The organism is Pseudomonas sp. D3-27 (assembly GCF_051132165.1).
Classification (GTDB): Bacteria; Pseudomonadota; Gammaproteobacteria; order Pseudomonadales; family Pseudomonadaceae; genus Aquipseudomonas.
Window position 1 is genome coordinate 1,640,481 of record NZ_CP071667.1, and the last position, 11,983, is coordinate 1,652,463.

An 11,983-nucleotide genomic window follows, 5' to 3' on the forward strand; every position below is an offset into this window, starting at 1 on the left:
GGGGCCACAGAAATCTGCCGCTCGCACCACCTGAGGGGGCACCACGATGAAAGAGAAAATCCAGAACTGGCTTCACGACTTGGGTGTCGCGCTCGGCCTGATCGAGCCGCCCATGCAGCCGATACCGATCCGCACTGACGATGAGCAACGCCGCCGCCAGCCGCGCCGCCGGTAAACACCGCCGAATTTGGAGAGATCGCAGCTGCGGACCATTTCAGTCGAGATGGCCCGCAGCTGCGATCTTTTTATTTCTGAAAGACAGAACCTGTGGGAGGGAGCTTGCTCGCGATAGCGGTGACCGGCATGCATCCATGTTGAATGTACCGCCGTCATCGCGAGCAAGCTCGCTCACACAGGAATCTCTTCTTGCCGAGAGTTGACGATCAAGCCGCCTTTGGCACCACATTCGACCGTGGCGAAAGCAGGCTGACCACCACGAAACTCACCAATGCCACGCTCAGGCTGTAATAGATCGGCGTATTCGCGTCCAGGCCATCCTTGACCATGAAGAACAGCGCGGTCACGAAGCCCAGCGACATGCTGGTAATCGCGCCGGCCGTGGTAGCGCGTTTCCAGTAGATGGCGCCGATCAGCGGGACCAGCATGCCGCCCACCAGCAGGTTGTAGGCCAGGGTCAGGGCGCTGATCACGTCGCTCACCACCAGGGCGATCGCCAGGACCACGGCGCCCAGTAGCAGGGTTGCGATGCGGTTTTCATGGACGTCGCCGTTGCCGCTTTCACGACCCTGGCGCAGACGCGGCAGCAGGTCCTGGACCACGGTGGTGGAGGCCGCCAACAGACCCGCCGCCGCAGTGGACATCAGCGCCGCGAGGGCCGCGGCGATCACCAGACCGCGTATCCCGTTGGGCAAGCTGTGTTGCACCACGCTGGCGAAGGCGTTGTTGACGTTTTCCAGGTCCGGCAGCAGCACCTTGGCGGCCATGCCGATCAGCGCACCGGCCAGGCCGTAGAGCACGCAATACAGGCCGGCGGCGGTGCCGGCGACTTTTGCCACGCCTTCGCTGCGGGCGGTGAACACCCGCTGCCAGATGTCCTGGCCGATGAAGATGCCAAAGAAGTAGATCAGGAAGTACGTGATGATGGTGTCCCAGCCAATGGCGGTGAAATCGAAATAGCGCGCCGGCAAGGCCGCCACCATCGCGTCCCAGCCACCGGCGTCACTGATGGACAGGGGCATCAGCAGGAACACCAGGCCGATGGTCATGATCAGGAATTGCACGATGTCGGTCAGGGTCAGCGACCACATCCCGCCAATGGTTGAATACAGCACCACCACGCCGCCGCCCACCAGGATCGAAACCCAGAAGGGCAGGCCGAACAGCACCTGCATGACCGTGCCGATGGCGATGGTCGAGGTGGCGCCGATCATCAGCGCGTAGACCAGCATGATCAATGCGCTGGCATGGCGTGCGGCCGGGTTGTAACGGCGCTCTAGCACTTGGGTCACGGTATAGATCTTGAGCTTGAGCAACGGCTTGGCGAGAAACAGGCTCAGCCCGACGATGCCCAGGCCGATGGCGCCGCACAGCCAGAATCCGGAAATGCCATGGACATAGCCCAAGCGCACGGTGCCGATGGTCGATGCGCCGCCGAGCACGGTGGCGGCCATGGTGCCCAGGTAGAAGCCCGGGCCGAGGTTGCGTCCGGCGACGAGGTAGTCGTCACGGGTCTTGGCGCGGCGCATGCCGTACCAGCCGAGGGCGATCATGCCGGTGGCGTAGATGAGAACGACGATTAAATCCAAGGCCATGATGGCGTGTCTCCGATTGTCTTTTTTATAGTGAAGTCGGGTGATTGATGCCTTTGTGGCGAGGGGATTTATCCCCGCTGGGCTGCGAAGCAGCCCCAAACACAGTCAACTCAATCTGTCTGGCACACCGAGGCGCCTGGTATTAGGGCCGCTTCGCAGCCCAGCGGGGATAAATCCCCTCGCCACCCCCCCCGGCCCATACACCGCCGCCGGTTCCGGAAACAGCCCCAGCAATGCCAGGTACACCACCGAGGCCAGCCCCAGGGTCACCGGCAGGCTGATGTCGATCCCGCCGGCCAATTCACCCAGCGGCCCGACGAACTGTCCCGGCAAGTTGACGAAGCACAGCCCGACCAATGCACTGGGAATCCACGCTCCCAGACCGCGCCAGTTCCAGCCGTGGCTGAACCAGTAGCGTCCGCCGGTCTCGCCTCGGGTGAACACTTGCAGGTCATCCGGGCAGTAGAAGCCGCGGCGCACCAGCAGCCCGATGATCATGATCACCATCCACGGCGTGGTGCAGGTGATGATCAGCACGGCGAAGGTCGAGACGCTCTGCACAAGGTTTGCCGCGAAGCGGCCGATGAAGATGAAGGCAATCGACATGACGCCGATCAGCAGCGTCGCCTTGACCCGCGACAGCACCCGTGGGAATACGCTGGACATGTCCAATCCCGTGCCATACAGCGATGTGGTGCCGGTGGACATGCCACCGATCACCGCTATCAGGCACACCGGCAGGAAGAACCATCCCGGCGAAACCGCCAGCAGCCCGCCCACGTAGTTGTTTGCCGCGATGTAGTCCGGCGCCTTGGTCGCCACGATGGTGGCGGTGGCGAGGCCGAACAGGAACGGGATCAGCGTTGCCAACTGAGCGGCAATCACCGCCAGCATGATGTGTCGCTTGGGGGTATTTCGCGGAATGTAGCGCGACCAGTCACCCAGGAAGGCGCCGAAAGAAATCGGGTTGCTCATGGCCACCAGTGCCGCGCCGATGAAGGCGGCATAGAAGCCTGTTTGGCCGAGGGCGACCGTGCCGGCGAACTGGCTGTCGAAACTCGGCGCGAAGGCGAAGATGCCCAGCAGGAACAACAGGCTCGCGGCCCACACGGCGATGCGATTGACCCACAGCATGAAGCGGAAGCCGTAGATGCACACCGTCAGCACCAGCAGGGCGAACAGGCCGTAGGCCAGGCCCAGACTCAAGTCGGTTTCCGGCACACCGACCAGCCGCTTGGCGCCGCCGATCAGCGCGTCCCCCGAACTCCATACCGACAGGGAGAAGAATGCGATAGCGGTCAGCAGCGACAGGAACGAGCCGACGATCCGGCCGTGAACACCGAAATGCGCGCCGGACGAAACCGCGTTGTTGGTGCCGTTGAGCGGGCCGAACAGGCCCATCGGCGCGAGGATGATCGAACCGACCAACACCCCCAGCACGATCGCCCAGACCCCGGCCTGGAACGAAAGGCCGAACAACACCGGGAAACTGCCGAGCACGGCGGTGGCAAAGGTATTGGCGCCGCCGAAGATCAGTCGAAACAGATCACCCGGGCCGGCGGTTCGTTCATGGTCCGGGATCTGCTCGACCCCGTTGGTTTCAATCTGCGTAAGGCTTTTATCGTTATTGTTATTCATGATCTGCTCCGATCATCAAGGCGCGTTCATCGTGCGTGAACGTCGCCTGCTTGGCTAAGGGGGTGGCAGCCCTTCCGGCATTGCGGACAAATGTTCATGACAGGCCAGCCATAGGCCTTGTTGTTCTTGGCGAAACACGATGGTTTCGCGCTCCTGGCTAAAGTGAAGCTCCCCTTGCATGCGCAGCTCGGTGGCCACGTCATGGATGAAAATCGCCACGTTCCCTTGCAGGCTGACGAAGGCGTTGCTCGAGGTGCAGCTCAGCACCTCGAAGCCATCCTCGGACCGCCAGCGATCCCACAACGCCTGGTAGGCATCGCGCGACAGCAGCGGCTGTTCGAGGGTGTAGAACACGAAGCTCGCATCGGTGCTGAACGCACCGAAGTAAGCCTCGCGATCGTTGCGGGCGAAGGCCGACACCAGATCGGCGGCGGCTTCGAGGACTTGATCTCGATCGTTCATGGCCGCGCCTCAGCGATGAACCACGCCGGGCAGTACGCAGAGCATCTCGTACAGCAGGTTGGCGCCCAGCAGCGAGGTATTGCCGGTGGTGTCGTACGGCGGCGAAACTTCTACCAGATCGCAACCGACCAGGTCGAGGCCCTGGCAGCCGCGGACGATTTCGATTGCCTGGATGGTGGTCAGGCCGCCGATTTCCGGGGTGCCGGTACCTGGCGCCCAGGCCGGGTCGATGCCGTCGATGTCGAAGCTCAGGTACACCGGTCCGCCGCCGACTTTCTCGCGCACTTCGGCCATCAGCGGTGCCAGGGATTTATGCCAGCACTCTTCGGCCTGGACCACGCGGAAACCCTGGTTGCGGCTCCAATTGAAATCCTCAGCGGTATAGCCCTGGGCCCGCAGGCCGATCTGCACCACGCGGTCGCAATCGAGCAGGCCTTCTTCCACGGCGCGGCGGAAGGTGGTGCCGTGGGCGATTTTCTCGCCGAACATGTGGTCGTTCACGTCGGCGTGGGCGTCGATGTGCACGAGGCCGACCTTGCCGTGTTTTTTGTGGATCGCCCGCAAAATCGGCAGGGTAATGGTGTGGTCACCGCCCAGGGTCAGGGGGATGACGTTGTGTTCGAGGATCTTGTGGTACGACTCCTCAATGATTCGCACGGCATCGAGCAGGTTGAAGGTATTGATCGCCACGTCGCCAATGTCCGCCACCGACAAGGAGTCGAACGGCGCGGCACCGGTGGCCATGTTATAGGGGCGGATCATCACGGATTCGGCGCGGATTTCGCGCGGCCCGAAACGGGTGCCGGCGCGCAGGGACGTGCCGATGTCCAGCGGCACGCCGACAAAGGCAGCGTCCAGGCCGGCGGCGGTGGGCACGTGGGGAAGTCGCATCATGGTGGCGATGCCGCCGAAGCGCGGCATTTCGTTGCCGCCCAGTGGTTGGTGAAGAATCTTGTCCACGGGTAGGGCCTCATCGTTTGTTTTATTTATCAGGGGCCGATTCTGCGAAAAGCCTGTGCCGTGAAGAATCGCTGGCGGCAAATACTTAGTTCAGATTTTTCTAAACTAATGGCGGGCGGGGCGATAGACTCCGCAGCGGCGCAATCCTGGGGCAAATGACGCCCCCTGTGGCGAGGGGATTTATCCCCGCTGGGGCGCGAAGCGGCCCTAAACCCTGATATCCCGGTGTATCAGGCGGATTGAGTTGACTGTCTTGGGGCCGCTTCGCAGCCCAGCGGGGATAAATCCCCTCGCCACAAATGTGCATTGACCTGCTTGTATGGAGACACCCCCATGGCCAACGCTCTACCCGACCTGAAACTGCTGCGCATCTTCGTCAGCGTGGTCCGGCACCAGGGGTTTGCCAACGCGCAGCACGAGCTCAACCTCTCCACATCCGCCATCAGTACCTACATGAGCCAACTCGAATCGGCCCTGGGCCTGGTGCTCTGTCATCGCGGGCGGGGTGGGTTCAGCCTGACCAGCAAGGGCGAGTTGTTCCATCAGGAAACCTTGCGGCTGCTCGGCGAACTCGAAGGCTTCGAGCAATATGCTGCGGCCCTCAAGGGCGAGTTGCGCGGCACCCTGAACCTGGGGGTGATCGATTCCACGGTGAGCGACAAAGCCTTGCCGTTCGCCGAAGCCATCGGCGCGTACAGTCAGGAACACCCGGCGGTGCATCTGCACCTGTCGGTCCTGAGCCCTTACGAATTGCAACTCGGCGTCCAGGACAACCGCCTGGACCTGGCCATCGGCGCGTTTTCCACGCGCATGAGTGGGCTGGTCTACATGCCGCTGTACCGCGAGCAGCACTGGTTGTATTGCAGCAGTCGCCACCCGTTGTTCGGTGAACGACGTATCCCGGAGCAACTCATCACCCAGCAGCGCATGGTCGGACGCGGTTACTGGAGCCAGGCCGAGCTGGCCCGCCATGGCTTCAAGCACAGCGCGGCGACAGTGGAAAGCATGGAGGCCCAGTTGATCCTGGTACTGTCGGGCGCCTACATCGGTTATCTGCCCGAACATTACGCTCAGGCCTGGGTCGACAAGGGCGATTTACGCGTGCTGCTGCCGGCGACGTTTGGTTATCAGGCGCCGTTCTCGATGATCGTTCGCCGTGGCCGCAGCCGCGAGCCGCTGATCCAGACCTTCCGTGATCTACTCAAAGCTCAACTGAACCAGGCCTGACCATGTCCAGAATCCACTGCCCACGTTGCCTCAGGCCGCAAAGCCATTGCCTGTGCCCTTTGATCCCCAGCCTCGACAGCCGCACCCGCGTGTTGCTGTTACAGCATCCCAGCGAGGTGAACCATGCCCTGAACACCGCACGGCTGGCGGCGTTGGGGCTCAACAATGCCGAATTGATCGTGGGCGAGGTGTTCGAGGATCTGTCACGGCTGCTCGATCAACCGGGTTACCGGGCGCGGTTGTTGTTTCCCGCCGACGATGCGCAGCCGCTGCAAGCCTACGCCCCCTGCGATGAACCGCTGCTGTTGGTCGTTCCTGACGGCACCTGGCGCAAGGCCCGCAAGTTACTGCACCTCAACCCGCTGCTGGCGGCACTGCCAAGGGTGACCTTGGCCGACGGCGGCGTGTCCCGCTATCGTTTGCGCAAGGCGCCAGGGCCAGGGGCGTTGTCGACGGTGGAGGCGATCGCCCAGGCGTTGCAGACGCTTGAGACACCGGTGAGTTTCGAGCCGTTGTTGCGGCCGTTCGAGGCGTTGATCGAGGGGCAGATTGCGGCGATGGGGGAGGAGACTTACCAGAAGAACCATGGAGGGGTATAGAGACCCCTGTGGCGAGGGAGCTTGCTCCCGCTCGGCCGGTCCGACGCCTCGGGCGCAGCCGCCGTAAAACCTGCTGGCGCGGTCTGCCTGACACAACGAGGTGAATGGTCTTGGGGCTGCTGCGCAGCCCAGCGGGAGCAAGCTCCCTCGCCACGAGATCGGCGTAGATTCGGATTACCGCTCGCGCATCGCCTCGGTCCGCGCCTTCAACACCGGCTTGAGCAGGTAGTCCAACACACTTTTCTCCCCGGTAATGATGTCCACCGTCGCCACCATTCCCGGAATGATCAGCAACGGTTTCGCGTCCCCACCCAAGTGGTTCTTATCGGTGCGCACCTGGATCAAATAGAAACTGTTGCCCTTGTCGTCGGTGATGGTGTCGGCGCCGATCAGCTCGAGCTTAGCGCTCAGCCCACCATAGATCGTGTAGTCGTAGGCGCTGAACTTCACCATGGCTTTCTGGCCTGGGTGCAGGAAGGCGACGTCCTGTGGGCGGACCTTGGCTTCGATCAGCAGGTTGTCTTCCAGGGGCACGACTTCGATCATGTCGCTGCCCGGCTGGACCACGCCGCCGATGGTGTTGACCTTCATTTGCTTGATTACCCCATGCACCGGCGAGACTACGGTGGTGCGGGTCACGCGGTCATCGATGGCGATGCTGGAGGCGGTGATTTTCGACAGTTCCGTGCGTTTCTCGTTGAGCTCCTTGGCCGCGTCGGAGCGGAAGGTCTGTTCCGACTCGTCGATCTTGCTCTTAATCTCATTGATGGCCGACTCGGCCCGAGGGATCGCCAGGGTGGTGGCGTTGAGCGAGCCGCGGATTTCCACCGCGCTGCGCTTGAGCCGCAGAATCTCCACCGGCGACACCGCCCCGGTACGCACCAACGGTGCCGACATGTTCATCTCTTCTTGCAGCAACGCCAGTGCCGAGCTGAATTGACCTTGCTTAGAGCGAAACTCCGCCAGTTCCTGGGTTTTCTGCCGCAATTGTTCGGTCAAGGTCCGTTGCTCGCTGGCCAGGCGACGCTGGCGCTGCTCATGGAGCGCACGCTCGTCCTCGGCCACTTGTGGCGCCTTGCCGGTCACTTCGCTGGATAACTGCAATGGCCGTCCTTCGGCCTCCGCCGACAAGCGTTCGACCTGGGCCATCAACGCATAACGGTCGGCCTCGCTCTCGCCCTTGTTCGACAGGAAGCGCGTGTCATCCAGGCGCAGCAAGGTGTCGCCCTTGTTCACCATCTGGCCTTCGCGCACGAAAATCTCGGTGACGATGCCGCCCTCCAGGTTCTGGATCACCTGGATCTTGCTCGATGGAATCGCCTTGCCTTCGCCGGTGGTGACTTCCTCCAGGACCGCCAGTTTCGCCCAGACCAGCCCAGTGACAATCAGCCCGGCCGCCAGCCAGACAGTGACCCGCGAGCGACGGGGCGAGTCCTGCAGCGTGGCACCGGCGATTTCCGGCATGAACTCGCTTTCAGCGCTTTTGCTGAAGCTGCCGAAGTAGCTTCGGGCGGCTGAATCGGATGTTTGAGCAGACATGGGCGGTACCCGTTGGTTAAATGAAATAGAGCTGGATGCTGCTTCTTGTGGCGAGGGAGCTTGCTCCCGCTCGATGGCGCAGCCATCGCAAAACCAGTCGATGCGGTCTGTCAGATACACCGAGGTGAATGGTCCTGGGGCTGCTTCACAGCCCAGCGGGAGCAAGCTCCCTCGCCACAGTGTTAACCCTGTCCCCGGACCAAACAGATTATGTGTTGGCTTCTACACCGCAGCAGAGCCCACCCGTCCCTTGCGCAGCGCATCGATCACCGCGTCCTTCGGTCCGTCCGCCACGATCCGCCCGTTATCCAGCACCACCAACCGGTCAACCAGGCTCAACATCGAGGTACGGTGGGTGACCAGCAGCACGGTCTTGCCTTGCACATGGGTATGAAGCTTCTGGCGCAGAGTGTCTTCGCTGCTGTTGTCCATGGCGCTGGTGGGTTCGTCCAGCAGCAGGATCGGCGGATCGAGCAACAAAGCCCGGGCCAGTAGCACGGCCTGGCGTTGGCCGCCGGACAGCAGTTGCCCGCGTTCGCCCACCGGGCGGTCGAAGCCTTGGGGATGTTGACGGGCCAATTCGGTAACGCCGGTCAGTTCCGCCACTTCCAGCATGCGCCCGTCGCTGATGTAGCGCGCGCCGAGGGTGAGGTTGTCCCGCAGGCTGCCGGCCAGCAGCGGCAAGTCATGGGCGACATAGCCGATCTGCTGACGCAAGTCGGCAACGTCCAGTTGCCGCAAGTCCAGGCCGTCCAACAGCAACTGGCCTTGCTCCGGCGCATAAAACCCCATCACCAGCCGCGCCAGGGTGCTTTTGCCCGAGCCGCTGCGGCCGATGATCCCGACCCGTTCGCCGGGCTTGAGGCTGAAGCTGACATCGGCCAGCGCCGGAGCGTCCTGGCCGTTGTAATGGAAGGTGATGCCGCTGATGTCCAGGGCACCTTGCAATTGGGTTCGGTCCAGCGGGCGCTGCTTGGCGTCGCGCTCCTGGGGCAAGGCCATCAGGGCATCGGTGCTGCGCATGGTGAGCTGCGCTTGCTGGTAGCGGGTGATCAACCCGGCGATCTGCCCGAGCGGGGCCAGCACGCGGCTGCCGAGCATGTAAGTCGCCACCAGTGCGCCGACGCTGAGGTTGCCAGCGATGATGCTGTAGACCCCGGCGACGATGGTCGCCATGCCCGCCAGTTGTTGCAGGAACAACGTGCCGTTGGTCGCCAGAGCCGAAAGATTGCGCGCATGGCTGTCGAGGCGGGTGAGGGCGCCGTGGGTGCTTTCCCACTGATGCTGGCGTTCGCTTTCGGCGCTGCAGGCCTTGAGGGTTTCCAGGCCGCCGAGGGTTTCGATCAGCAGGGCTTGGCGCTGGGCGCCCAGGGCCAGGCTTTTTTGCACGGTGTCGCGCAGGCGCGCCTGGATGATCATCGCGAATACCACGGTGATGGGAAACGCCACCACCGGAATCACCACCAGCCAACCGCCCAGCAGCCCAATCACCACCAGCATCAGCAGGGCGAAGGGTAGGTCGATCAGGCTGGTAAGGGTCACGGCGGTAAGAAACTCCCGCAGCCCTTGGAAGTCATGGATGCTTTGGGCGAATCCGCCGATGGTCACCGGCTTGGCTTTCATGGCCATGCCGGTGATGCGCTCGAACAGGGTGGCGGAAAGAATCACGTCGGTTTTCTTGCCGGCGGTGTCCAGCAGATGAGCACGCACCACCCGCAACACGAGCTCGAAACCGGTGCCGATCAACAGCCCGACGGCCAGCACCCACAACGTGGAGGTGGCCTGGTTCGGCACCACGCGGTCGTAGGTCTGCATGACGAACAGTGGCACCATCAAGCCCAGCAGATTGATCAGGAAACTGGCCAGGATTGCGTCGCTGTACAGCCAGCGGGACAGTTTCAAGGTGTCGCGAAACCACGCTTCGACCCGTGGCACCAGGGGCGCGCGCAGGTCTTCAAGCTCATGGCGCGGCCGGGCGAAGAGCGCCTGGCCGCTGTAATCGGTGGTCAGTTCCTCGCGGCTGACCCATTGTTCACCGCCATCGGCCTCGCTGGGCAGGATCAGCGCGCGACCGTCCTCGCCCCAGCGCCGCAATATCGCGCAGCGGCCCCCGGCGAGGATCAGCATCACTGGCAAATTCAGCGCCGATATATCCCCCAGCTCGCGGCGCAACAGCCGCGCCTGCAAACTGGCCCGGGCCGCTGCGCGAGGCAGCAGGTCCAGGCTCAGACGTTGGTGCGCCATAGGAAGCCCGGCGCTGAGGCTGGCGCGGCTGACGGTCGCGCCATGGAGTTTGCAGAGGATCAACAAGCCGTCCAGCAAGGGATCATCGAAGTTCAAGCGCGGGTCGGTGCCGGGAATTGCCGGTTCCATGCGGGTCATGCTGATCACTCCCACTGGATTACTTCAGTTCCGGCAGCCGTGCCTGGTTCTTGACTTCGGTCTGCGCGACCGCATCGGCCGGCAGCACGATCCGTTGTTTCTGCAGCAGCAGGCCCATGTTCGCCAACACCCGGTACATCGAGTATTCCTCGGTGTAGCGCACCTCGGTGTAACGGCGGTTGGCGTTATACAGCTCGTTTTCACTGTCGAGCAGGTCAAGCAGTGTGCGTTGGCCGAGGCCGAACTGATCTTGATAAGCCGCGCGCACACGAGAAGTGGTGTCGGCGTATTCCCGGGCGGTCGGGGTCTGTTTGCGGGCGTTGAGCATTGCGTTCCAGGCCAGGCGGGTGTCTTCGTTGAGCTGGCGCAGTGCGTTGTTGCGGATGTCCATCGCCTGGTTGATCTGGTGGGCGTTGGACGCCAGCCGCGCCTTGTCGCTGCCGCCGCGGAACAGGTTGTAGTTCATCACCACGCCCAGCCGCCAGTTGTTGTCGTGGCCTTCCTCGCCACCCAGGTTGTTGTTGGCGCCCACGGCTGCTTCGGCGTCGAAGCGCGGATAAAACGGTGATTTCGCCACCTCGTATTGGCTTTCGGCGGACTGGATGTCGGCCTGGGCCGATTTCAGGTACGGGTTGTTATCCACCATGCTTTGCTGGGCTTCGCGCAGGTCCACGGGGATCTCGCCTTTGGTGGACGGTGGGGTTTCCAGCTCATCGGGCATGCGCCCGACCACGCTGTAGAAATTTGCTTCCGCGTCCGCCAGGTCGACCTGGGCGGTGTCGTAGTTGTTTTCCGCCAGGGCCCGACGTGCATTGGACTGATCGGAGTCGGCGGTACTGCCCACGCCGCGCTCGGTGCGCAGGCCGATCTGGTCATTGACGCGCAGGTGCGCTTGCAGGTTGTTCTTGGCCAAGGTCACCAGTTCGCGACGCTTGAGCACTTCCAGGTAGACCTCGATGGTCCGCAGCGCCAGATCCTGCGCGGTGCCCTGGGCGTAATAGGCCCGGGAATTGACCACGCCCTGGGTACGTTCCACTTCATTGGCGGTATTAAAACCGTCGAAGATCATCTGCCGCAGGCGCAGTTCCGACTGGGTGTAGGTCAGGATGTTGGTGTGATGGTTGCCCAGTGCCCGGGTATTGGTGTTGTCGCTGTAGCCACGGCCATAACCGGCGTTCAAATCCACCGACGGAAAGAAGCCTCCTCTGGCGACCTTGACGTCCTCGTTGGCCGACAGACGGCTGTCTACCCGTTGCGCCAGTTCCGGGTGAGTCGCGATGGTGCTCTGGATCGCCTCGGTCAGGGACATCGCCTGAACCTGAGAGGAGCAGGCCATGGCCAGTAGAACCGCGCTGCAGAGGGGGGTAAGAACGCGCATGGGGTGCTTCTCCTGAGGTCTGTTGT

At 62.7% G+C, this 11,983-nt stretch carries 10 protein-coding genes; 3 read left to right on the forward strand and 7 right to left on the reverse strand.

The window, feature by feature from the left end:
- The first annotated feature begins 46 nt into the window (after positions 1-46).
- On the forward strand, positions 47-175 hold the full coding sequence (locus J3P92_RS07760; protein ID WP_256222727.1) for a PA1414 family protein: 129 nt from the start codon (positions 47-49) through the stop codon (positions 173-175).
- A 208-nt stretch (positions 176-383) separates the two neighbouring features.
- On the opposite strand, the gene J3P92_RS07765 is transcribed toward J3P92_RS07760, so the two are convergent.
- From J3P92_RS07765 to speB, 4 genes are all read right to left on the reverse strand, one after another.
- Positions 384-1,772 carry a sodium:solute symporter gene (locus J3P92_RS07765; protein WP_434650275.1) on the reverse strand — a complete coding sequence of 463 codons (1,389 nt, stop codon included), beginning with the start codon at positions 1,770-1,772 and terminating at the stop codon, positions 384-386.
- Positions 1,773-1,877: 105 nt separating this feature from the next.
- Positions 1,878-3,413, reverse strand: a complete 1,536-nt coding sequence (locus tag J3P92_RS07770) for a purine-cytosine permease family protein (RefSeq protein WP_434651111.1) — start codon at positions 3,411-3,413, stop codon at positions 1,878-1,880.
- A gap of 51 nt (positions 3,414-3,464) precedes the next feature.
- Positions 3,465-3,872 carry a YybH family protein gene (locus tag J3P92_RS07775; protein ID WP_434562935.1) on the reverse strand — a complete coding sequence of 136 codons (408 nt, stop codon included), beginning with the start codon at positions 3,870-3,872 and terminating at the stop codon, positions 3,465-3,467.
- 9 nt (positions 3,873-3,881) lie between these two features.
- A complete protein-coding gene (gene speB / locus J3P92_RS07780; RefSeq protein WP_420767428.1) occupies positions 3,882-4,832 on the reverse strand; it encodes an agmatinase in 951 nt (316 codons plus the stop codon).
- Positions 4,833-5,165: 333 nt separating this feature from the next.
- Here speB and J3P92_RS07785 point away from each other — a divergent pair, with 333 nt between their 5' ends.
- A complete protein-coding gene (locus J3P92_RS07785; protein ID WP_420767427.1) occupies positions 5,166-6,059 on the forward strand; it encodes a LysR family transcriptional regulator in 894 nt (297 codons plus the stop codon).
- A 2-nt stretch (positions 6,060-6,061) separates the two neighbouring features.
- Complete coding sequence (locus J3P92_RS07790) at positions 6,062-6,658, forward strand: tRNA-uridine aminocarboxypropyltransferase (RefSeq protein ID WP_434650277.1); 597 nt, start codon at positions 6,062-6,064, stop codon at positions 6,656-6,658.
- A gap of 174 nt (positions 6,659-6,832) precedes the next feature.
- On the opposite strand, the gene J3P92_RS07795 is transcribed toward J3P92_RS07790, so the two are convergent.
- From J3P92_RS07795 to J3P92_RS07805, 3 genes are all read right to left on the reverse strand, one after another.
- Positions 6,833-8,197, reverse strand: a complete 1,365-nt coding sequence (locus J3P92_RS07795) for an HlyD family type I secretion periplasmic adaptor subunit (protein ID WP_434650278.1) — start codon at positions 8,195-8,197, stop codon at positions 6,833-6,835.
- Positions 8,198-8,419: 222 nt separating this feature from the next.
- Positions 8,420-10,579: a type I secretion system permease/ATPase gene (locus tag J3P92_RS07800; RefSeq protein WP_434610212.1), complete on the reverse strand. Its 2,160-nt coding sequence runs from the start codon at positions 10,577-10,579 to the stop codon at positions 8,420-8,422.
- Positions 10,580-10,598: 19 nt separating this feature from the next.
- Positions 10,599-11,957 carry a TolC family outer membrane protein gene (locus J3P92_RS07805; protein ID WP_420767423.1) on the reverse strand — a complete coding sequence of 453 codons (1,359 nt, stop codon included), beginning with the start codon at positions 11,955-11,957 and terminating at the stop codon, positions 10,599-10,601.
- Positions 11,958-11,983: the final 26 nt, after the last annotated feature.

What these genes read in the sequence shown, in the direction of transcription:
- J3P92_RS07760 (WP_256222727.1), top strand. Translation starts at nt 47, where the DNA reads ATGAAAGAGAAAATCCAGAACTGGCTTCACGACTTGGGTGTCGCGCTC.
- J3P92_RS07765 (WP_434650275.1), bottom strand. Translation starts at nt 1,772, where the DNA reads ATGGCCTTGGATTTAATCGTCGTTCTCATCTACGCCACCGGCATGATC.
- J3P92_RS07775 (WP_434562935.1), bottom strand. Translation starts at nt 3,872, where the DNA reads ATGAACGATCGAGATCAAGTCCTCGAAGCCGCCGCCGATCTGGTGTCG.
- J3P92_RS07785 (WP_420767427.1), top strand. Translation starts at nt 5,166, where the DNA reads ATGGCCAACGCTCTACCCGACCTGAAACTGCTGCGCATCTTCGTCAGC.
- J3P92_RS07790 (WP_434650277.1), top strand. Translation starts at nt 6,062, where the DNA reads ATGTCCAGAATCCACTGCCCACGTTGCCTCAGGCCGCAAAGCCATTGC.
- J3P92_RS07795 (WP_434650278.1), bottom strand. Translation starts at nt 8,197, where the DNA reads ATGTCTGCTCAAACATCCGATTCAGCCGCCCGAAGCTACTTCGGCAGC.
- J3P92_RS07800 (WP_434610212.1), bottom strand. Translation starts at nt 10,579, where the DNA reads ATGACCCGCATGGAACCGGCAATTCCCGGCACCGACCCGCGCTTGAAC.
- J3P92_RS07805 (WP_420767423.1), bottom strand. Translation starts at nt 11,957, where the DNA reads ATGCGCGTTCTTACCCCCCTCTGCAGCGCGGTTCTACTGGCCATGGCC.